General features: G+C 69.7%; 21 protein-coding genes and 1 tRNA gene. 16 read left to right on the top strand and 6 right to left on the bottom strand.

The window, feature by feature from the left end; all coding sequences use genetic code 11:
- Positions 1-326: 326 nt before the first annotated feature.
- From ACT3T9_RS15230 to ACT3T9_RS15175, 12 genes are all read left to right on the top strand, one after another.
- On the top strand, positions 327-3,317 hold the full coding sequence (locus tag ACT3T9_RS15230; protein WP_444606942.1) for an Rne/Rng family ribonuclease: 2,991 nt from the start codon (positions 327-329) through the stop codon (positions 3,315-3,317).
- Positions 3,318-3,569: 252 nt separating this feature from the next.
- A complete protein-coding gene (gene rplU, locus ACT3T9_RS15225; RefSeq protein WP_089063991.1) occupies positions 3,570-3,878 on the top strand; it encodes a 50S ribosomal protein L21 in 309 nt (102 codons plus the stop codon).
- Positions 3,879-3,911: 33 nt separating this feature from the next.
- Positions 3,912-4,166, top strand: coding sequence for a 50S ribosomal protein L27 (rpmA, locus tag ACT3T9_RS15220; RefSeq protein ID WP_299303813.1), 255 nt, complete (start codon positions 3,912-3,914; stop codon positions 4,164-4,166).
- Between the two features lie 99 nt (positions 4,167-4,265).
- The gene (gene obgE / locus ACT3T9_RS15215) at positions 4,266-5,798 is read left to right on the top strand and encodes a GTPase ObgE (RefSeq protein WP_441445486.1); all 1,533 of its coding nucleotides are present in this window, start codon (positions 4,266-4,268) and stop codon (positions 5,796-5,798) included.
- Positions 5,795-6,940: a glutamate 5-kinase gene (gene proB / locus ACT3T9_RS15210; protein ID WP_444502265.1), complete on the top strand. Its 1,146-nt coding sequence runs from the start codon at positions 5,795-5,797 to the stop codon at positions 6,938-6,940. Before obgE ends, proB begins: the two co-directional genes overlap by 4 nt.
- 77 nt (positions 6,941-7,017) lie before the next feature.
- Positions 7,018-8,298, top strand: coding sequence for a glutamate-5-semialdehyde dehydrogenase (locus ACT3T9_RS15205; protein WP_441445484.1), 1,281 nt, complete (start codon positions 7,018-7,020; stop codon positions 8,296-8,298).
- Positions 8,299-8,386: 88 nt separating this feature from the next.
- Entirely contained in the window at positions 8,387-8,569 is a 183-nt protein-coding gene (locus ACT3T9_RS15200; protein ID WP_441445483.1) for a hypothetical protein, read from the top strand.
- A gap of 34 nt (positions 8,570-8,603) precedes the next feature.
- Complete coding sequence (gene nadD, locus ACT3T9_RS15195; RefSeq protein ID WP_442332188.1) at positions 8,604-9,179, top strand: nicotinate-nucleotide adenylyltransferase; 576 nt, start codon at positions 8,604-8,606, stop codon at positions 9,177-9,179.
- The gene (locus ACT3T9_RS15190) at positions 9,176-9,775 is read left to right on the top strand and encodes a hypothetical protein (RefSeq protein WP_444606941.1); all 600 of its coding nucleotides are present in this window, start codon (positions 9,176-9,178) and stop codon (positions 9,773-9,775) included. Before nadD ends, ACT3T9_RS15190 begins: the two co-directional genes overlap by 4 nt.
- Positions 9,772-10,149 (top strand): ribosome silencing factor, encoded by a 378-nt coding sequence (rsfS, locus tag ACT3T9_RS15185; RefSeq protein ID WP_441444613.1) that lies wholly within the window; start codon positions 9,772-9,774, stop codon positions 10,147-10,149. The genes ACT3T9_RS15190 and rsfS overlap by 4 nt, the downstream gene beginning before the upstream one ends.
- Entirely contained in the window at positions 10,146-10,778 is a 633-nt protein-coding gene (locus tag ACT3T9_RS15180) for a histidine phosphatase family protein (RefSeq protein ID WP_441444612.1), read from the top strand. Before rsfS ends, ACT3T9_RS15180 begins: the two co-directional genes overlap by 4 nt.
- Before the next feature lie 51 nt (positions 10,779-10,829).
- Positions 10,830-10,902, top strand: a tRNA-Ala gene (locus tag ACT3T9_RS15175).
- Positions 10,903-11,020: 118 nt separating this feature from the next.
- Here ACT3T9_RS15175 and ACT3T9_RS15170 read toward each other — a convergent pair.
- A complete protein-coding gene (locus ACT3T9_RS15170) occupies positions 11,021-12,037 on the bottom strand; it encodes an NAD(P)H-dependent flavin oxidoreductase (protein WP_444606940.1) in 1,017 nt (338 codons plus the stop codon).
- A 253-nt stretch (positions 12,038-12,290) separates the two neighbouring features.
- Here ACT3T9_RS15170 and ACT3T9_RS15165 point away from each other — a divergent pair, with 253 nt between their 5' ends.
- The 4 genes from ACT3T9_RS15165 to ACT3T9_RS15150 all read left to right on the top strand — a co-directional run bounded on the left by ACT3T9_RS15165 (position 12,291) and on the right by ACT3T9_RS15150 (position 16,625).
- Positions 12,291-13,565 (top strand): ABC transporter substrate-binding protein, encoded by a 1,275-nt coding sequence (locus ACT3T9_RS15165; RefSeq protein ID WP_444606939.1) that lies wholly within the window; start codon positions 12,291-12,293, stop codon positions 13,563-13,565.
- A gap of 91 nt (positions 13,566-13,656) precedes the next feature.
- Positions 13,657-14,679 carry a carbohydrate ABC transporter permease gene (locus ACT3T9_RS15160; RefSeq protein ID WP_345079428.1) on the top strand — a complete coding sequence of 341 codons (1,023 nt, stop codon included), beginning with the start codon at positions 13,657-13,659 and terminating at the stop codon, positions 14,677-14,679.
- A gap of 12 nt (positions 14,680-14,691) precedes the next feature.
- Positions 14,692-15,600, top strand: coding sequence for a carbohydrate ABC transporter permease (locus tag ACT3T9_RS15155; RefSeq protein WP_444606938.1), 909 nt, complete (start codon positions 14,692-14,694; stop codon positions 15,598-15,600).
- Positions 15,601-15,614: 14 nt separating this feature from the next.
- Complete coding sequence (locus ACT3T9_RS15150) at positions 15,615-16,625, top strand: LacI family DNA-binding transcriptional regulator (protein ID WP_444606937.1); 1,011 nt, start codon at positions 15,615-15,617, stop codon at positions 16,623-16,625.
- Here ACT3T9_RS15150 and ACT3T9_RS15145 read toward each other — a convergent pair.
- From ACT3T9_RS15145 to ACT3T9_RS15125, 5 genes are read right to left on the bottom strand one after another with little or no spacing between them, the layout of a single operon-like run.
- A complete protein-coding gene (locus tag ACT3T9_RS15145; protein ID WP_444606936.1) occupies positions 16,577-17,224 on the bottom strand; it encodes an endonuclease III domain-containing protein in 648 nt (215 codons plus the stop codon). The two genes, ACT3T9_RS15150 and ACT3T9_RS15145, sit on opposite strands and share 49 nt — an antisense overlap.
- On the bottom strand, positions 17,221-18,231 hold the full coding sequence (locus ACT3T9_RS15140) for a sulfate/molybdate ABC transporter ATP-binding protein (protein WP_444606935.1): 1,011 nt from the start codon (positions 18,229-18,231) through the stop codon (positions 17,221-17,223). The genes ACT3T9_RS15145 and ACT3T9_RS15140 overlap by 4 nt, the downstream gene beginning before the upstream one ends.
- On the bottom strand, positions 18,228-18,998 hold the full coding sequence (locus ACT3T9_RS15135; RefSeq protein ID WP_444606934.1) for an ABC transporter permease: 771 nt from the start codon (positions 18,996-18,998) through the stop codon (positions 18,228-18,230). The genes ACT3T9_RS15140 and ACT3T9_RS15135 overlap by 4 nt, the downstream gene beginning before the upstream one ends.
- On the bottom strand, positions 18,995-19,768 hold the full coding sequence (modA, locus tag ACT3T9_RS15130; RefSeq protein ID WP_442332180.1) for a molybdate ABC transporter substrate-binding protein: 774 nt from the start codon (positions 19,766-19,768) through the stop codon (positions 18,995-18,997). The genes ACT3T9_RS15135 and modA overlap by 4 nt, the downstream gene beginning before the upstream one ends.
- Positions 19,765-20,157, bottom strand: a complete 393-nt coding sequence (locus tag ACT3T9_RS15125; RefSeq protein WP_442332181.1) for a TOBE domain-containing protein — start codon at positions 20,155-20,157, stop codon at positions 19,765-19,767. Before ACT3T9_RS15125 ends, modA begins: the two co-directional genes overlap by 4 nt.
- Between the last annotated feature and the right edge of the window lie 30 nt (positions 20,158-20,187).

The raw sequence follows: 20,187 nt of genomic DNA, 5'->3' as shown, positions 1-20,187 counted from the left end.
CGCGGCGAAGGACGATGGTCCCGCTCTCGAGCGTAGACCCGCGGGAACGGTCAGAGGCAGTCCGAGCATGTCGCCTCCGGCGGAAGCGACCCCTGTGCCATACTGATCGAGGCACTCTCCTGCTCCGTACCGGGTGGGGGAACCTCCCGGCGTCGTGACGTCGGAGCACCGGCTACGCGGACGACCGCGACCGCTGTGTTCCCTCGGTCGGCATCGCAGCGCTTCCATCGGGGAGCTGCGCGACGGCGAGGGCTTGAGACTTCCGTCCCAGCGACGATGACCAGAAGGGACCAGGGTGCGCTGGTCCTCCAGAAGGAGACGGCCTCATGGCTGACAGCACCCACATTCCCGAGAACGATTCGTCGGACGAGACGCAGCCCGCTGCTCCCGCTCGTCGTCGCCGGCGCGCCGGCGCCCCCGTCGGAGCCCCTGCTTTCACCCCGCCTGCGGTCCCGCAGCCGGAGACCTCCGCCCCGCGCACCGTGGTGGCCGCGCAGGAGGCGGCCGCGGCTGAGCCCGCTCCGGTGCGGACGAAGCGCCCCCGTCGGCGCGCTGGCGCCCCGGCCGGAGCCCCGGTGATCCCGGCCGCGGATGCGGTCGAGGAGCCCCAGGCCGCGCCGACTCAGACCGCGCCGTCCCAGACCGAGGAGCCCCAGGTCGAGGAGGAGGCTTCGGAAGCGGTCGTTCCAGAAGCCGTTGCACCGGAAGCAACCGCACCGGAAGCACCCGCAGCGGCGACGGACGACAGCCCTGTCCTCGGCGATCTGCGTGCCCTCGCCTCGGCCCGTGGCACCGGTGAGGACGACTCCGCCGCGGCGGCGGATGACGACCGCGCCCGTCGCCGTGAGCAGGTCCAGATGGACTTCGCCTCGCTCCTGTTCCAGGCGCCCACCGCGCAGCCCCGCACCACCGTCGGTGCCCACGACGCCCCGGTCGGCAGCGCCGGCCTCTCCTTCGCCGCTGGTTCCGACGACGACGACGAGGTGTCGTCCGAGACTGATTCCGAGACTGATGAGGAGCAGCCCTCGCGCTCCCGGCGCAGCCGCTCGCGACGCTCCTCCCAGCGCACCTCCGGCGCGGCCAGCTCCGACTCCGCCGCCGCGGGCTCCGAGTCTGAGGACAACGGCAGCGATGGCGACAGCGACGACAGCGATAGCAGCGAGGACTCCTCCTCCGACAGCTCGAGCTCGAACTCCCGCCGGCGGCGTCGACGAGGCGGTCGTGGCCGACGCGGTCGCGGTCGCGGCGACGACGACGGCTCGGGATCCGAGGACGGCACGGGCTACGGCGAGACCGACAGCGAGGACAACGGCGCGGAGAGCTCCGCGCAGGACGATGCCGAGGACGAGGACCGCAGCGGAGAGGGATCCGAGTCCGGTTCCGGCAGCTCCTCCAGCTCACGCCGTCGCCGGCGTCGGCGCCGCTCCGGGAGCAGCGGGGACGAATCGACCTCCCCGGATGATCCGCCGAACACTGTGGTCAAGGTGCGCGACGCCCGAGAAGCGCGCGACGAGGTCAAGGCCGTCAAGGGCTCGACCCGCCTCGAGGCCAAGCGCCAGCGCCGCCGTGAGGGCCGTGACGCCGGTCGTCGCCGCAACGTCATCACAGAGTCCGAGTTCCTGGCCCGCCGCGAGTCCGTCAAGCGCTCGATGGTGGTGCGCGAGCGCGCCGGCCGCACCCAGATCGCGGTGCTCGAGGACGATGTGCTGGTCGAGCACTACGTCGCCCAGAAGACGCAGACCTCGATGGTCGGCAACGTCTACATGGGCAAGGTCCAGAACGTGCTGCCCTCCATGGAAGCTGCGTTCGTGGATATCGGCAAGGGCCGCAACGCGGTGCTCTACGCCGGTGAGGTCAACTGGGACGCTGTGGGCCTCGAGGGTCAGCCGCGTCGTATCGAGCTCGCGCTCAAGAGCGGCGATCCGGTGCTGGTGCAGGTCACCAAGGATCCGATCGGTCACAAGGGTGCCCGGCTGACCAGCCAGATCTCCCTGCCCGGCCGCTATGTGGTGTTCGTGCCCGGCGGCTCCATGACCGGCATCTCCCGCAAGCTGCCCGACACCGAGCGTGCGCGGCTGAAGAAGATCATGCGCGAGATCATCCCCGAGGACGCGGGCGTCATCGTGCGCACCGCCGCCGAGGGCGCGAGCGAGGAGGAGCTGACGCACGACGTCGAGCGCCTGCGCGCCCAGTGGGAGAAGATCGAGAAGTCGCAGAAGAGCAAGTCCGCCCCGGTGGCCCTCTCCCAGGAGCCGGACATCGCCATCAAGGTGGTGCGTGACGTCTTCAACGAGGACTTCACCTCCCTGATCGTCGAGGGGGACAAGGTCCACGATGCCGTCCACGCCTACATCAGCGACGTGGCCCCGGATCTGCTGGAGCGCCTGACCCGCCATGTCGGCGACAAGGACGTCTTCGCGAAGCACCGCATCGACGAGCAGCTCCTCAAGGCCATGGATCGCAAGGTCTACCTGCCCTCCGGCGGTTCCCTGGTGATCGATCGCACCGAGGCGATGACCGTGGTCGATGTGAACACAGGCAAATTCACCGGCACCGGCGGCTCGCTCGAGGAGACGGTCACCAAGAACAACCTCGAATCCGCCGAGGAGATCGTGCGTCAGCTGCGGCTGCGCGACATCGGCGGCATCATCGTCATCGACTTCATCGACATGGTGCTCGAGTCCAACCGGGACCTGGTGCTGCGGCGCCTGGTCGAGTGCCTGGGCCGAGACCGGACCAAGCACCAGGTCGCCGAGGTCACCTCGCTGGGCCTGGTGCAGATGACCCGCAAGCGGGTCGGGCAGGGCCTGGTCGAGACCTTCTCGAACACCTGTGAGCACTGCAACGGACGCGGCCTGGTCGTCGACGTCGACGGCACCCACAGCCACGGCGGCGGCAGCACTGCGAACGGTGGGGGCAACGGCGGGAACGGAGGCGGCAGCGCCGGTCACGGCGAGAACGGCGGGGACGACTCCTCGAAGTCCTCGCGACGGCGCGGGCGACGCACGCGCGGCGGTGCCAAGGAAGAGGCCGAGAGCGGCGACAGCGGCACCGAGGAGTCGCAGGCCGATGTGCATCGTCTCGAGGACGACGCCGACAGCCGTGCCCTGGCTCGCGCCACCATCGCGTCCATCGCGGCGGCCTCCGGGGCGCATACGCAGCCCGAGGTGACCGTCGACGGTGAGGTCGTGGACGCGGCAGCTCCGGCAGAGCGCAGCGAGTCTTCGGGGTCCGACGACCCCGCTGAAACGGCGACGGATTCCGCGAGCGAGCCCTCGAGCTCGACCTGGGAGCAGGACGCCCCCGGCCAGGGGTGACGTGTTCCACAGGGTGTGACCGCGTTCTCGCAGGTCGGAACGTGTCCGGTGGTTGACCGGCGGGTGTCGGGATCGTAAGCTGTTCCCTGGCGCAAAACGTGCCGCAGTCGTGCTTCCGGTGGGCATCGCGCGACCGCATCTCCCGCTTGACCCCGTTCGTACGGGGCTCAGGTCCGGTTGACGGTCGCAGGTCCGCGATGACACCCGGCAGGGAGCATGTCTCGAATTCGATTCACAAGATGGAGCATTGACGTGGTGTACGCAATCGTCCGCGCAGGCGGTCGTCAGGAGAAGGTGTCGGTCGGTGACACCATCGTGATCAACCGCGTGGCAGGCGAGGCTGGCGACAGCGTCGATCTCGCTCCCGTGCTGCTGGTCGACGGTGACAAGGTCACTTCCGCACAGAACGAGCTTGCCAAGGTGAAGGTCACCGCCGAGAAGGTCGAAGACCTCCGCGGCGAGAAGATCCGGATCCTCCGCTACAAGAACAAGACCGGTTACAAGAAGCGCCAGGGCCACCGCCAGGAGCTCACCCGGCTGAAGATCACCGGAATCGCCTGAGCGATCCCCCGAACAGACAAGGATTGATCCCAGATGGCATCTAAGAAGGGCGTCAGCTCCTCCAAGAACGGGCGCGATTCCAACTCCCAGCGCCTCGGCGTCAAGCGCTTCGGCGGCCAGAACGTCGGCGCAGGCGAGATCATCGTGCGCCAGCGTGGCACCAAGATCCACCCCGGTGACGGTGTGGGTCGCGGCAACGACGACACCCTGTTCGCGCTCACCGCGGGCACTGTCGAATTCGGTCGCAAGCGCGACCGTCGCGTGGTCAGCATCGTCGAGACGGTCTGATCGCTCGCCCCGGATCCCGGGGCACATAGCGTCCTTCGAGGGGCGGAGCCGAACGCTCCGCCCCTCGATGCTTTTTCTCACCATCATCGGAGTGAACCCATGGCCACATTCGTCGACCGCGTCCAGCTTCAGGTCGCCGGGGGATCGGGCGGAAACGGCGCCGCCTCGATCCGTCGCGAGAAGTTCAAGCCCCTGGCCGGTCCCGATGGTGCCAACGGCGGTCGCGGCGGCGATGTGATCCTCGAGGTCGACGGCTCGACCACCACGCTGCTGGAGTACCACCACAAGCCGCATCAGAAGGCGACCAGCGGCGGTTTCGGCAAGGGCGATCTGCGGCACGGCGCCGGCGGCGAGGACCTCATCCTCGCGGTCCCCGACGGCACCGTGGTCACGGCCGAGGACGGCACGGTCCTGATCGACATGATCGGCATCGGCACCCGCTTCGTCGCCGCCCGCGGCGGCAGCGGGGGACTGGGCAATGCGGCACTGGCCACCGCCCAGCGCAAGGCCCCGGGCTTCGCCCTGCTCGGCGAGCCCGGCCAGGAGCGCTCCCTGGTGCTCGAGCTGAAGACGGTCGCCGACGTCGCGCTGGTGGGCTTTCCCAGCGCCGGCAAGTCCTCCCTGATCGCCGCGATGAGCGCCGCCCGCCCCAAGATCGCCGACTACCCCTTCACCACCCTGGTGCCGAACCTCGGCGTGGTCGAGGCAGGGGAGCACCGCTACACGATCGCCGACGTCCCGGGCCTCATCCCCGGAGCCAGCCAGGGCAAGGGCCTGGGCCTGGACTTCCTGCGCCATATCGAGCGCTGCCACGTCATCGTGCACGTGCTGGATGCCGCTGCCCTCGAATCGGATCGCGACCCCGTCGGGGACCTCGCGACCATCGAGAACGAGCTGGCCACCTACGCAGCAAGCCTCGACGAGGAGGCCGGCAGCCGGGTGCCGCTCATGGAGCGGCCCACCGTGGTGGTGCTGAACAAGACGGATCTGCCCGATGGGGCGGATATGGCCGACATGGTCCGCGCGCAGCTCGCCGAGCGCGAGATCCCGATCCTGGATATCTCGGCCGTCTCCCGCAAGGGCCTGCGCGAGCTGTCCTTCGTGCTCGGCGAGCTGGTCGAGCAGGCGCGAGCACAGCTCCCCGAGCCGGAGGCCGCCCCGATCGTGCTGACCCCCAAGGCAGTCGACGAGAAGGGCTTCGAGGTGGTCACCGAGCAGTACGACGGGCACACCGCCTTCCGCGTCAAGGGGGACAAGCCCGAGCGCTGGGTGCGTCAGACCGACTTCACCAACGACGAGGCCGTCGGCTACCTCGCCGACCGCCTGGCGAAGCTCGGCGTCGAGGATCAGCTGTACGCCGCGGGCGCGGTCGCGGGCTCGACGGTGCTGATCGGTCCCGGGGAGGACGCGGTCGTCTTCGACTGGGAGCCGACGATGGTCGGCGGCGCCGAGATGCTGGGCCGCCGCGGCACCGATGACCGGTTCGAGGATCATTCCCGTCCCACCCGCGAGACGAAGCGGGAGCTGCAGCGCGCCCGCACCGAGGCGAGGATGCAGCGGATCTCCGCGATGGAGGAGGAGCGACGGGCCGGTCACTGGGCCGACCCCGCCTCGCAGGACGAGGCCCGGTGAGCACCGCCGAGCTGCGCCAACCGGAGCGGCTCACCTCTCGGGAGACGCTCGCGACGGCCCGTCGGATCGTGGTCAAGATCGGTTCCTCGAGCCTGACCGATGAGCGTGGACGCCTCGACCAGCTCCGGATCCGACAGATCGCCGACACCGCCGCGGCCCTGGCCGGCCGGGGCACCGAGCTGGTGATCGTCTCCTCCGGTGCGATCGCCGCCGCGCTGGGACCGCTCGGAATGCCCGAGCGGCCCGCCGCGGTCGAGCTCCAGCAGGCGGCCGCGAGCGTGGGCCAGGCACTGCTGGCGAGCGCCTGGTCGAGCGCCTTCGCCGCGCACCATCTGATCACCGGTCAGGTGCTGCTCACCGAGTCCGATGTGATCCGCCCCCAGACCTACCGCAATGTGCGCAGCGCCCTCGAGTCGCTGCTGGACCTGGGGGCGGTGCCGATCGTCAACGAGAACGACACCACCGCCACCCACGAGATCCGCTTCGGCGACAACGATCGCCTCGCGGCGCTGGTCGCACAGCTGCTGGGCGCCGACGCACTGATCCTGCTCACCGACGTAGACGCCCTGTACACCGCGCCGCCGCGAGAGCCCGGCGCCGAGCGCATCGCCCAGGTGGACGACGTGGCACGGCTGGCCGGGGTGAACATCGGTCCGGTGGGCTCGAAGGTGGGCACGGGAGGGATGGTCACGAAGCTCTCAGCGGCGCAGCTCGCCGCGACCACCGGAACCGCAGCCCTGATGACCTCCGCCGAGCAGTTCTCCGCCGCGATCGAGGGGCAGGACGTGGGCACCTTCTTCCCCGCCCACCATGGCCGTCGCCGCTCCCGTCTGGTCTGGCTGCGCTTCGCGACCCGAGGTGCGGGCACCCTGCACCTGGACGAGGGCGCGGCAGAAGCCGTGCGCAGCCGCCGCCGCTCGCTGCTGGCCGTCGGCATCTCGCGCGTCGAGGGCACCTTCCCGGCCGGAGTCCCGGTCGACGTGATCGCCCCGGACGGTGCGGTGATCGCCCGCGGGATCGCCTCCTTCAGCAGCGACGAGCTGCGGGTGATGGCCGGCCGTGGCACCGACGAGGCCCGTGAGCAGCTGGGGGAGAGGTTCCGCCGCCCCGCCATCCACCGTGACCAGCTGGTGATGCTCTGAACGATGGGGGTCGGAGACGGCGTCTGCTGGTCGGACGGCACCTGACCGAAGGGGTGCGGCGCTCGTAGACTCCAGGCATGGAATCTCCTGTGACCACCGCAGTCCTCGCCGCAGCCCGCGCCGCGAAGGACGCACAGCCGGCGCTGGCGCGCCTGCACCGCGGCACCAAGGACCGGGTGCTGCTGGCCATGGCCGACGCGCTGGTGGAGCGGGCCGCAGAGGTTGTGGACGCGAACGCGCGGGATCTCGCAGCGGCCGACGCCTCCGGTATCGCCCCCGGGCTCCGGGACCGGCTCGCCCTGGACCCCGAGCGGGTCGCGGCGATCGCCGAGCAGCTGCGGGACGCGGCGGCTCTGCCTGATCCGATCGGCGAGGTGGTGCGCGGCTCAGTCCTCGAGAACGGCCTCGAGCTGCGTGAGGTGCGGGTGCCGATGGGCGTGATCGGCATGGTCTATGAGGCACGGCCGAATGTCACCGTCGATGCCGCAGGCCTGGCGCTCAAGGCCGGCAGCGCGGTGGTGCTGCGCGGCGGCTCGGCCGCCCTCCACTCCAACACCGCCCTGATCGCGGTGCTGCGCTCGGTGCTGGTCGATCATGATCTCCCCGAGGCTCTGATCACCGGGATCGACGAGCACGGCCGCGAGGGCGTGGACGTGCTCATGCGCGCCCGCGGGCTGGTGGACGTGCTGATCCCGCGCGGCGGCGCCGGTCTGATCCGCAGAGTGGTGGAGAACTCCCTGGTCCCGGTGATCGAGACGGGCACCGGGAAGACCCATGTGCTGGTCGACGCGAGCGCCGACCTCGCCCAGGCGGTCGACATCGTGGCCAATGCCAAGCTGCAGCGGATCGGGGTGTGCAATGCGCTCGAGACGCTGCTGGTCCACCAGGACATCGCCGAGCAGGCGCTGCCACGCCTTGCGGCACCTCTGGCCGCGGCCGGCGTGCGCCTGCACGCCGATGAGAGAGCCTCCGAGATCCTCGCCGCGGCCGGCACCGAGGCCGAGGTGATCCCGGCCGTCGCGGAGGACTGGGACACCGAGTACCTGGCGCTCGAGCTCGCGGTGAAGGTGGTCGAGGATCTCGACCAGGCGCTCGCCCACATCCGGGAGCACTCCACCGGCCATACGGAATCGATCCTCACCCGCGACGCCCGCAGCCAGCAGCGGTTCCTGAACGAGGTCGACTCCGCGGTGGTGATGGCGAACGCCTCCACCCGCTTCTCCGACGGCAGCGAGTTCGGCTTCGGTGCAGAGATCGGCATCTCGACCCAGAAGCTCCACGCCCGCGGGCCGATGGGGCTGCGGGAGATCACCGCGAGCAAATGGCTGGTGGTGGGCCAGGGGCAGGTGCGGCCGTGACCCCACTCCCATCATGCGCGCCGGAGCATGAGCGCGCACTTTGCTGTGGGATGATGGCTCGGTCACCCGTGGAAAGGTCATCAAGAACATGACTGATCAGCTCATGATCCTTGCCGAGTCCGGCACCCTTGCCAGCGAGGGGCTCCCCGCCCCCGCGGTCGGTATCGGGATGTTCATCATCCTGATGTCGCTGCTGGGCCTCACCTGGCTCGTCGGCGGCGCGCATCACCGCAGCCTGGACAAGAAGAACACCACCGGCTCTGACGACTGACCCGGTGGAGCTGCAGCGACGCCGGATCGGCGTGATGGGCGGGACCTTCGATCCCATCCATCACGGCCACCTCGTCGCCGCCAGCGAGGTCCAGAGCGTCTTCGCGCTCGACGAGGTGATCTTCGTGCCGACCGGTCGGCCCTGGCAGAAGGCGGATCGAGAGATCTCGGATCCCGAGGACCGCTACCTGATGACGGTGGTGGCGACCGCGGCGAACCCGGTGTTCACCGTCTCTCGGGTCGACATCGATCGGCCGGGAGCGACCTACACGATCGACACCCTGAGGGATCTGCATCGTGAGCAGCCTGAGGCCGATCTCTTCTTCATCACCGGTGCAGATGCCCTCCAGAACATCCTGACCTGGAAGGACACCGAGGAGATCTTCGACCTCGCCCACTTCGTCGGAGTCACCAGGCCCGGCCACGAGCTCGACACCTCCGGGCTGCCGGAGGACGGCGTCACCCTGATCGAGGTCCCCGCGATGGCGATCAGCTCCACCGACTGCCGCACCCGGGTCGCGGCCGGAGCACCTGTCTGGTACCTGGTGCCCGACGGCGTCGTCCAATACATCAACAAGTACGCCCTCTACACAGGAGGTGACGGTCGATGACCGAGCCGGAGACCACTCCGCGGCGCGGACGCCGCGCCCGGGAGCTGAGCCCCGAGGAGAGCGCCGCCCTGGAGGCCCGTGCCGCGATGGAACCCGCACAGCAGCAGGCGGCACCCGGAGTGCGTGGCGCCGTCGCACCGCCGACCGCTGGGGCGGCTGTGCCCGCTCTGCGCAAGTTCGGCCGGCGTGCCCGCATCATCGAGCTCAGCGAGGCCCCTGCGCCGGCTCTCGCCGCGGGGGAGACGACCGGGAGCCCGGACGCAGATCCTGCTGTGCCTGCGGCCGTCGACGACCACCCGGTGAGCACGCTCACCCATGACCACGACGGGGTGGAGCTCGGCGAGCTCTCCGTCGCCGAGGCGCCGGAGCCGCGCCCCGCGCCCCGCTTCGACGGCAAGGTGCTCCATCGTCCGGAGCGCTCCGGAGGGCGTGCGCTGGTGTGGCTGGTGTGGGCCCTCATCGCCGTCGCCTTCATCGTGCTGCTCGCCCTGATGCTGACCGGGGTCATCGGCCCCGGCGCGGCCTCCGCCTCGGAGACCGCCCTGCTCGATCATCTGTTCGTCACCCATTCCGTCCCGGAGGACATGTCCGCGTGAGCGCCCCTGAAGAATCTCTCGACCTCGCCCGGGTGGCCGGCCAGGCCGCCGCCGACAAGCTCGCCGAGGAGGTCATCGGCCTCGATGTCTCCGAGCTGGTGGTGATCACCGACGTCTTCCTCGTGTGCAGCGGGGACTCCGAGCGGCAGGTCTCCGCCATCGTCAACGGTATCGAGGAGGCGCTGCTGAAGGAGCGCCGCCGCAAGCCGCTGCGCCGCGAGGGGGAGCGTGATGCCCGCTGGGTGCTGCTGGACTACGGAGACATCGTGGTGCACGTACAGCACGCCGAGGACCGCGCCTTCTACGCGCTCGAACGACTGTGGCGCGACGCGCCCGTCCTGGATCTGCAGATCGTCGAGGGCCGCCCGGAGTGAGGCAGCCCCGTGCTCGTCTGATCCTGGTGCGCCACGGACAGACCGACTACAACCGTGAGGGCCGTCTGCAGGGCCAGGTCGACATCCCCTTGAACCCGACCGGCCTGCGCCAGGCGGAGTCGCTCGCGGAATCGGTGGCGAAGAATCCGCCGGACGTCATCGTCGCCTCGCCGCTCGAACGTGCGCTGGAGACCGCTCGCATCATCTCCCGCGACAGCGGTCTCGACGTCGCCACCGACGAGGCCTTCCTCGAGCGCGGCTTCGGACTCTGGGAAGGGCTGCGCGGGGAGGAGATCAGGCGGCGATGGCCTGATGAGCACGCCGACTGGCGTGCCCACCGCCCGGTCCTCGGGCTCGAGGTCGAGGACCGTCCCGTGGTGGGGGAGCGGGTGGCCGCTGCCTGCCGCGAGCTGGTCGCGCAGCACGTCGGCGGCACCGTGATGGTGGTCGCCCACGGCGCGGCGATCACCTTGGGCATCACAGCGCTGCTGGGCCTGGACACGAATGGTTTCCGGGGCCTCTCGGGGCTCGAGAACTGTCACCGTTCCGTGCTCGAACCAGTTGTCGGGGAGCCGGCGAACGGGCTGATGAGGTTGGTGTCACACAACCTGCCTCCCGATTTCATATGAGCTGCGGAGCGGGGTAATATCGACGAGTCGCCTGCGGGCGGCACCCGATACGGGGCTATGGCGCAGTTGGTAGCGCGCTTCCATGGCATGGAAGAGGTCAGGGGTTCGAATCCCCTTAGCTCCACTCGAGAAACCGTGAGACAGTGACTCGTCAGAAGGGCTCCACCGTGAGGTGGGGCCCTTCTGCTGTCCCGGGCACGGCGCGGCCCGGAACTGCCCGGGTGGGGGTGGCGGCCTGGCCGTCAGACCCCCTCCGCGAGCCAGGTGATGACCTCCGCCGCGGATCCCTCGGGCGCGCTGCGCCACCCGGTCCCGGCCCACAGGTGGAGGCTCTGCATATCGCCAGCCGCCCCCGCGGCGCGGCGCAGCTCGCGCGTGAGGTGGTGAACCTGCGGATAGCCGGTCGGCGCGGTGGCGTGATGACGGTCCACGAAGTCGTTGCGCAGCGAGCGGGCGGGCCGCCCGGTGAAGGCGCGGGTCAGCACCGTCTCGCGGAAGGAACGCTCCGCGAGCGCCGCCCGATGCGTGGCAGAGGTGCCCGCTTCCTCCGTACGCAGCAGCATCGTGCCGCTGACCACGCCCTCGGCGCCTGCGCTGAGGATCCGTCGTACGGCGGCGGGGCCATCCACCCCGCCCGCGCCCAGCAGCGGCAGGTCCACGGCGTCGCGCACCAGCCGCACCAGGTCCTCTGTGCGGAGTGGCGCGAGGGTGCGGGAGGGATCGTGGGTGGCGCTGTGCCCACCGGCGCTCGGCCCCTGCACCACCAGGCCGTCGACGCCGAGCTGCGCTGCGGCCCGCGCCTCCTCGGGATCGGTGATGCTCGCGAGCACGGTCGTTCCCACCGCCTGCAGGGCGGCGATCTGCTCCGCGGCGGGCAGGCCGAAGGTGAAGGAGACCACCGGCACCGGGTCGTCGAATAGCAGGGCGAGCTTCTCGTGGAAGAAGTCGTCGTCGCGCCGTGGCACGGGATCCAGCTCCACCCCTGCGCGGGCGGCGTCCGCGCCGAGCTCCTCGACGTAGGCGGCGAAGGACTCCTCGTCGATCTCCCGCGGCGGCAGCACGAAGAGGTTCACGCCGAAGGCGATGCCGAGCCCCCGCACGGCGGTGATATCCGCTGCGAGCGCCTGCGGGGTCAGGTTCCCGGCGGCCAGGAACGGGAACGCGCCCGCCGAGGAGACGGCCCGAGCGAGCGCGAGGGTGGAGAGTCCGCCCGCCATCGGCGCGGCGACCAGGGGGAGGCGGGAGTCCAGGAGCGTCATGGCCCGATCCTTCCAGACGTGCGAGCGCTGTGGGGAGGCTGGCAGGGCGAGCGACGCAGGCGCGGCAGGACGAGAGGGTCGGGCGCGGCAGGGCGGGAGAGGTGGGGGCAACAGGGCGATACCGTATTGAGACCTTTGGATCCTCCGCTCTCGTGTACTGTGGCTCACATCCCCACTGAGAGCGCTCTCAGAAGGCTGGTCCGTGAGAGCGCTCTCAGACTGTGACAGCTGGAACCGGACGAAGGAGTTCATCATGAAGATCACGCGCAGAACTGCATTGGCAGCCTCCGCGGCCACCGCCGCCACCGCAGCAGTCGTCGGCTGCAGCAACAACTCAGGCGGAGGTGGGGGCGGCGGCGAAGGCGGCGAGATCTCGCTGTCCGTCGCGACCTTCAACGAATTCGGATACGAGGACCTCTTCGCGAAGTACGAAGAGGCCAACCCCGGCGTCAAGATCACCCACAAGAAAGCCGCCACCAGCGATGATGCTCGCGCGAACCTGATGACCGGGCTCGCTGCCGGCTCCGGCCTGGCGGACGTCGAAGGCGTCGAGGTCGGTTGGTGGACCGAGCTCGCCGAGTACGCAGACATCTTCGAGGACCTCGCTGATCCGGCGGTCGAGGGCCGCTGGCTGGAATGGAAGACCGAAGCCGCGACCATCGACGGCAAGCTGATCGGCTACGGCACCGACATCGGCCCCGAGGCGATCGCCTATCGCGGCGACCTCATCGGCAAGAGCGAGCTGCCCGCTGACCGCACCGAGCTCGCAGAGACGCTCACCGGCGATTGGCGCACCTACTTCGACGCCGGTCGGCAGTTCGTCGAGGAGACCGGCATCCCGTGGTTCGACGGTGCCGGCGGCACCTTCAACGGCATGGTCCAGCAGCTGACCCATCCCTACGAGACGGCCGACGGCACCCCGGTCCCGCTCAAGGACAACGCCGATGTCAAGGCGATCTACGACCTCCTCGTCGAGTACAAGGACATCTCCGCCGGATTCAAGCAGTGGGAGGAGGACTGGACCGCTGCGTTCCAGTCCGACGGCTTCGCCACCATGCTCTGCCCGCCGTGGATGATGGGTCCGCTGGCCGGCAACGCCGACGGTGTCGAGGGCTGGGACATCACTGATGTCTTCCCGGGCGGTGGCGGCAACTGGGGCGGCTCCTATCTCGCGGTCCCGTCGCAGGGCAAGAACGTGGAGGAAGCCAAGAAGCTCGCGATCTGGCTGACCGCTCCCGAGCAGCAGGTGCTCGCGTTCCAGGCCGTCGGCGCCTTCCCCAGCCAGGTCGACGCCCTTGCGGACGAGGGCGTGACCGGCGCGGTCAACGAGTTCTTCAACAGCGCGCCCGTCGGTGAGATCTACTCCGAGCGCGCGACCGCGATCGACGTGCAGCCCTTCATGGGCCCGAACTTCTTCGTCATCAACACGGTCCTCGCCGATGCGATCACCCGGTGGGACGTGGACGGCATGGACCCCGCGGAGTCCTGGGATCTGGCACTGGCGGCCTACGACGAGCTGGGTCTCTGACTCAGACCACCCCGCTGACCGCAGGCGATGGCGGCGGCTCGCTCCCGAGGGAGCCGCCGCCATCGCCTGCAGTCCTGCCGAAAGGAACCCGGTGACCACTTCGACCCGCCCGACCCCTCGGCCCGAGCAGCGCTCCGGCCCGGCCGCGCCCGCCTCGGGCGGGAGCCCTGCCCCGCACCGCCAGCGACCCGCCTGGCGCTCCGCCCTGACGCGACTGGACGTGCGGTTCACGCCGTTCCTGTTCATCAGCCCGTTCTTCGTGCTGTTCATCATCACGGGGCTGTTCCCCATCCTCTACACCGCCTGGGTGTCCCTGCATGACTGGGACCTCATCCGCGGCCAGGGCGACTTCGTGGGCCTGGCGAACTTCGAGTTCGTGCTGGGCACCGACAGCTTCTACAAGGCACTGCGCAACACCTTCTCGATCTTCATCCTGTCCTCGGTGCCGCAGGTCGTCGCCGCGATCTTCATCGCCTATGTGCTCGATGCGAACCTGCGTGCGAAGACCTTCTGGCGCATGGGTGTGCTGGTGCCGTTCGTGGTCGCCCCCGTCGCCGTCTCGCTGATCTTCGCGAAGATCTTCGCCGACGGCTCAGGGATCGTGAACGGTGCGCTGACCGCGATCAACCTGCCCGCCGTCGGCTGGCACTCGGACGCTCTCGCCTCGCACGTCGCGATCGCGACCATGGTCAACTTCCGCTGGACCGGATACAACGCCCTGATCTTCCTGGCCGCTATGCAGGCGGTCCCGCGCGAGATCTACGAGGCCGCGATCATCGACGGCACCGGACGGATGAAGCGCTTCTGGTACGTGACTGTGCCGATGCTCCGTCCCACCATCGTCTTCGTCGTGATCACCGCCACGATCGGCGGTCTGCAGATCTTCGACGAACCCCGCATGTTCGACACCGGCGGGCAGGGCGGCGCCTCCCGCCAATGGATGACTCTGACGATGTATCTCTATGAGCTCGGCTGGGGTCCACAGCTCGCCTTCGGACGTGCCTCGGCGGTCGCCTGGCTGCTCTTCCTCATCATCCTCGTCTTCGGTGTCCTCAACTTCCTCATCACCCGCCGGATCGCCAATGCCGGCGGCCCCGCCAAGAGCTCGCGGTAAGGAGCAATGACCATGCAATCGACCGCTGCCATCGAACAGTTCGCCGGAAAGGGCGCGGCCCGGGCCGCACGCCGTCGCCTCAAGGGCGGAGGAGGGGCCGACGCCCGCCCGCACTGGTGGAACTACGTCCTCCTGGGCATCGTCCTGGTGATCTCCTTCTTCCCCCTCTACTACGCGCTGCTGCTGGCCTCCTCGGACGCCGGCGCCATCGCCCGTAATCCGCTGCCCTCCCTGCTGCCCCAGGGGAACCTGCTGTCGAACCTGGGCAAGGTGATCACCTCCGACATCAACTTCTGGTCGGCGATGCTCAACTCGATCTTCGTCGCGACGGTGACCTCGCTGTCGGTCGTGTTCTTCGCGACTCTGGCCGGCTTCGCGTTCTCCAAGCTGCGCTTCCGGGGGCGGCGGGGCCTGCTGGTCTTCGTCATCGCCACGATGGCCGTGCCGGTGCAGCTCGGCGTGATCCCGCTGTTCATCATCATGGCCAAGATCGGCTGGGTGGGCGACCTCAAAGCCGTGATCATCCCCGGCCTGGTCACCGCGTTCGGCGTGTTCTGGATGACCCAGTACCTCGAGGACGCCCTGCCGTTCGAGCTCATCGAGGCAGCCCGCATGGACGGCTGCAACCTGATGCGCACCTACTGGCACGTCGCGCTGCCCGCTGCCCGCGGAGCCGGAGCGATGCTGTTCCTGTTCACCTTCGTGGGCTCGTGGACCAACTTCTTCTGGCCCTTCATCATCCTGCGCGGCGACAGCCTCACCCTTCCGGTGGCGCTGCAGCAGCTGCAGGCCTCCTACTTCAAGGATTACTCGCTGATCATGTCCGGTGTGGTGATCTCCGTGGTCCCGCTGCTGCTGCTGTTCATGATCGTCGGCAAGCAGCTGGTCGGTGGCATCATGGCTGGCGCAGTCAAGGGATGAGAAGCGGAGGGGCCATGGGAAGCCTGGAAGATCGGGGCCCGACCCTGGAGGACGTGGCCCTGCTCGCGGGGGTCTCCCGCGCGACCGTCTCGCGGGTGGTGCGCGGTGACGTCCAGGTGCGCCGGGACAAGGTCGCCAAGGTCGAGGACGCAGTGCGGGAGCTGGGCTATGTACCCAACAACGCCGCTCGCAGCCTCGCCAGCCGGCAGACCGGAGCGGTCGCCCTGATCGTTCCCGAGCACGAATCCCGCGTGTTCACCGATCCGTTCTTCGTCAGCGCGATCTCCGGAGTGACGGCCGGGCTGGAGGCGAGCGACAAGCAGCTGCTGCTGGTGCTCTCCAGCCCGGAGGATCACGCCCGTACCCGGCGATTCCTGCGCGGCGGGCATGCCGACGGTCTGCTGGTGGTCTCCCACCACGAGGGAGACCTCTCCGTCGAGGTGCTGACGGAGGCGGCGGTGCCGGTGGTGTTCATCGGCCGCCCTCCCGAGGGGCTCACCGCCTCGTTCGTGGATCTCGACAACGTCGAGGGCGGCCGCCTGGCCGCGCGGCACCTGATCGAGCGGGGACGCCGCCGGATCGCGATGATCTGCGGTCCGCAGGACATGCCCGCGGCGGTGGATCGACGCGAGGGCTTCGAGAAGGAGCTGGCCGACGCCGGCATCGAGCCCGCATGGCTCTCCTTCGGAGACTTCACCCTCGCCTCGGGGGAACGGGAGACAGCCGCGCTGCTGGCATCGGAGACGCCTTTCGACGCGCTCTTCGCCAGCAGCGACCTGATGGCTCTCGGTGCCTTGAAGAAGCTCGAGGGGCAGGGCGTGAGGGTCCCGGAGGACGTTGCCGTGATCGGCTTCGACGACATCGCCTCCGCAGCGGACGACACCATCTCGCTGACCACCGTCGTGAACCCGGGCCGGCGCCTCGCCGAGCTCGGGGCCACGCTGCTGCTGGACCTCATCGCCGGGCGGGAGACCGATCAGTCCGTGGTGCTCCGTCCCGAACTCGCGGTCCGCTCGACCACCTGAGCGGAGGCATTCCGTCCTCTGGCCTTGCCCTCCTCGACGATCAGTCCGTGCAGCTCGGCGAGCTCGGAGACCTCGAACCCTGCGGTGGAGAGCGCCGGGGCGAGGGCCCGTCGGAACGCAGGATAGTTGCCGGGCACCTCCGCGCCGCGGTCGCCCAGCACGCGCCTGGCGTATTCATCGCAGAGGAATGCGGGCCGCCCGAAGCAGTACATCGAGAGCGCATCGGCGGTCTCCTCCCCGACACCCTCGATGCCGAGCAACTCGCTGCGCAACTGCTCGTCGCTCAGCGTCCGGGCCGTCGCGGCGTGCTCCGCCCACCAGCGGGCGAGCGACTGGACGCGGCGTGGCTTCGTGCGCGGGAAGCCAGCGGGCCGGACCAGCTCCCGCACCGTCTCCTCATCGGCCGCTGCAAGCGTCGGGGCGTCCAGCAGCCCCGCCCCGCGCAGTGCCGCGATCGCGGAGGCGGCCTGCTCCCAGCGGCTGCGCTGGACCAGCACCGCGCCGAGGGCGATCTCGAAGGGCTCCTCGCCGGGCCACCACCAGCCCTGTGGGCCGTGCCGGTCCCGGAGCTCGCGGTGCAGGGCTCGCAGATCGATCATGCCCGATAGGTTGTCACAGCCGCAGACGGCACCTCGAGGCGCACGGACACCCCGGGCTCGAGCCGCTGTGCGGCGATCTCCTGCGGGGGCAGATCTGCGGAGAGGTCATCGGTGCGCACCCGCACCAAGTCTCCGCTGGGGGCGAGGGAGCGCACAGTGCGCGGGAGGCCGCCCGTCTCCACCAGCGTCACCTGGGCGGGACGGAAGGCGGCATGGACCTGGTCGCCTGGGTGGTGCGCAGCAGCTGCCGGCAGTCGGGCGCCGTCAGCGAGGACCACGGCGCGGCCGTCCCAGCGTCCGCTGACGAGGTTCAGTCCCGCGAATCGGGCGGTGAAGGCGGAGCGGGGACGGCTCAGCAGCTCCTGCGTCGGTCCCTGCTCGACCAGGCGACCATCCTCGAGCACCGCGATCCGATCCGCGAGGGTCAGCGCATCGAGCACATCATGGGTGACGATGATCGCCGTGCGCCTGGCCAGGAAGCGACCCAGCTGCTCCCGCAGCGCCGGGGCCACGTCGATGTCGAGTGCGGCCATCGGCTCGTCCAGCAGCAGCAGCCGGGGATCTGCGGCCAGAGCGCGAGCGATCGCGACCCGCTGCGCCTGTCCGCCGGAGAGCTGTGAGGGCCGACGGTCCGCGAGCTCCGGGATGCCGAGCTCTGCGAGCCAGCGCTCGGCCCCCTGGCGGGCGCGGGTCCGGGGCACCCCCTGCGAGCGCAGCGCGAAGATGATATTCCCCAGCGCGGTGAGGTGGGGGAACAGCACCGGATCCTGGGAGAGGGTGGTGACCTTGCGGGCGTGGGGTGGGACCCAGCTGCCCTCGCCGGTCAGCACCCGTCCGTCCAGCACGATCTGCCCCTTCGCGGGGTGGAGGCCACCGGAGATCAGGGACAGCACCGTGGACTTCCCGGCGCCGTTCGGGCCGATCACCGCGAGAGTTTCGCCGTCGGCGACCGTGAGTTCGAGGTCGAGCCCGCGCTCGGGGACGACGGCGTGGAGGGACAGGCTCATGCGGGCACCCTCCGACGGGCTGCCGCGATCACCAGCACCGCGATGATCATCAGCACGAAGGACAATGCCACTGCGGCCTCGGGGTCGCTCTCGCGCTGCAGGTAGATCTCCAGCGGCAGCGTGCGGGTGGTGCCCTGCAGGGAGCCTGCGAAGGTGATCGTGGCGCCGAACTCGCCGAGCGCGCGCGCGAAGGAGAGCACAGTGCCGGAGAGCAGGGCCGGTGCCACGAGCGGCAGCGTCACCCGCAGCAGGACCCGGGAGGGCCTGGCACCGAGGGAGGCTGCCGCGACCTCATAGCGGGTGCCGGAGGTGCGCAGTGTACCTTCGAAGCTGATCACCAGGAAGGGCAGCGCCACGAAGGTCTGTGCGAGCACCACCGCTGTGGTGGAGAAGGCGATCTGGAGCCCCAGCACCTCGAGCTGCTGGCCCAGCAGGCCCTGTCTGCCGAAGGTGTAGAGCAGCGCGATACCGCCCACCACCGGCGGCAGCACCAACGGGATCAGCACCACCGAGCGCAGCAGCGAGAGCCCTCGAAACTCAGCGCGAGCCAGCAGCAGTGACATCGGCACGCCCAGCAGCACGCAGAGCGCGGCGCTGATCGTCGAGGTCTGCAGGCTCAGCCGCAGCGCTGCGAGCGAGGACTCGCTGCTGATCAGCTCACCGAAGCTGCCCCACTGCACACGCAGCGCCATCGACACCAGCGGCAGCAGCACGAACAGCCCGCCGAGCAGGGCCGGGATCAGCATCCAGCGGGGGAGGGATCTCATGGTGCGGCGAACCCGTATCCGGCCAGGATCTCCTGGCCGGTCTCACTCCGGACGAGGTCCAGGAACTCCCGGCCGAGCTCCGCGCTGCCGGCGTCCTTGACCGTGGTGATCGGGTAGATGTTCACAGCGCTCGCAGCCTCGGGGAACTCGATGCTCGCCACAGCTGCTCCGGCCTTCTTCGCGTCGGTGACATAGACCAGGCCCGCATCCGCCTCACCGCTGGTGACCTTGTTCAGGACATCGGTGACGGACTGCTCCTCGCTGACCGGCGCGAATTCCAGCCCGGCTGCCTCCTCGATGGCTTCGGTCGCCGCACCGCAGGGGACTTCGGGCGCACAGACGACGAGGTTCAGAGCGTCCCCGGTGAGGGAATCCAGGCCGGCCACGCCGGCCGGGTTGCCCGCCGGGACCGCGATCACCAGCGTGTTGGTCGTGAAGTCCACCGGGTTGGTGCCCGAGAGTCCGGAGGCCACGAGCTTGTCCATGTTCGAGGAGTTCGCGGAGGCGAAGACGTCCGCCGGGGCGCCCTCCTGGATCTGCTGGACCAGGGTGGAGGAGCCGGCGAAGTTGAACTCCACCGCGACCTCCTCGTGCTCGGACTCGAACTGGTCGCCGAGCTCTTCGAAGGGCTCCTGGAGGGAGGCGGCGGCGAAGACCTGCAGGGTGGTGGGCTGATCGGCCCCGCCGGTCGAGACGAGGGCACTCCCGCAGCCTGCGACGAGGAGGGCGATCCCTGCCGCTGTGGCGATCAGCCGGGCGCGGATCCTCACGGCGTCTCGACCACGACCTGGGTCGCTTTCACGACGGCCGTGGCCACCGTGCCGGGTTCGAGGCCCAGCTCCCGGGCGGCTTCGCTGCTCATCAGGGAGACCACGCGGAAGGGACCGCATTGCAGCTCGACCTGCGCCATCACGGTGTCCATCACGACGCTCGTGACCAGGCCCACGAAGCGGTTGCGGGCGGAGGAGGTCGTCGCGCCATGCAGCTCCGGGGACACCGCCAGCTCCCGTGCCAGGCGCGCCACCTCGGTGCCCTCGAGAACCTTCCGGCCCGCGTCATCGGAGCCTGCCGCGAGTGTCCCCTTCTCGATCCAGCGCCGGACCGTGTCCTCGCTGACCCCGAGGAAGGTCGCGGCGTCACGAACTCGCATCTGCGTCATGAAGTCGATGATACATGCGCAGATGCGGGC

The sequence above is a fragment of the Brachybacterium sp. AOP29-B2-41 genome (genome assembly GCF_052378395.1).
In the GTDB taxonomy this organism is placed as follows: Bacteria; Actinomycetota; Actinomycetes; order Actinomycetales; family Dermabacteraceae; genus Brachybacterium.
The sequence above is the reverse complement of the archived record's forward strand: the minus strand, read 5'-3'. Positions and strand labels throughout refer to the sequence as shown.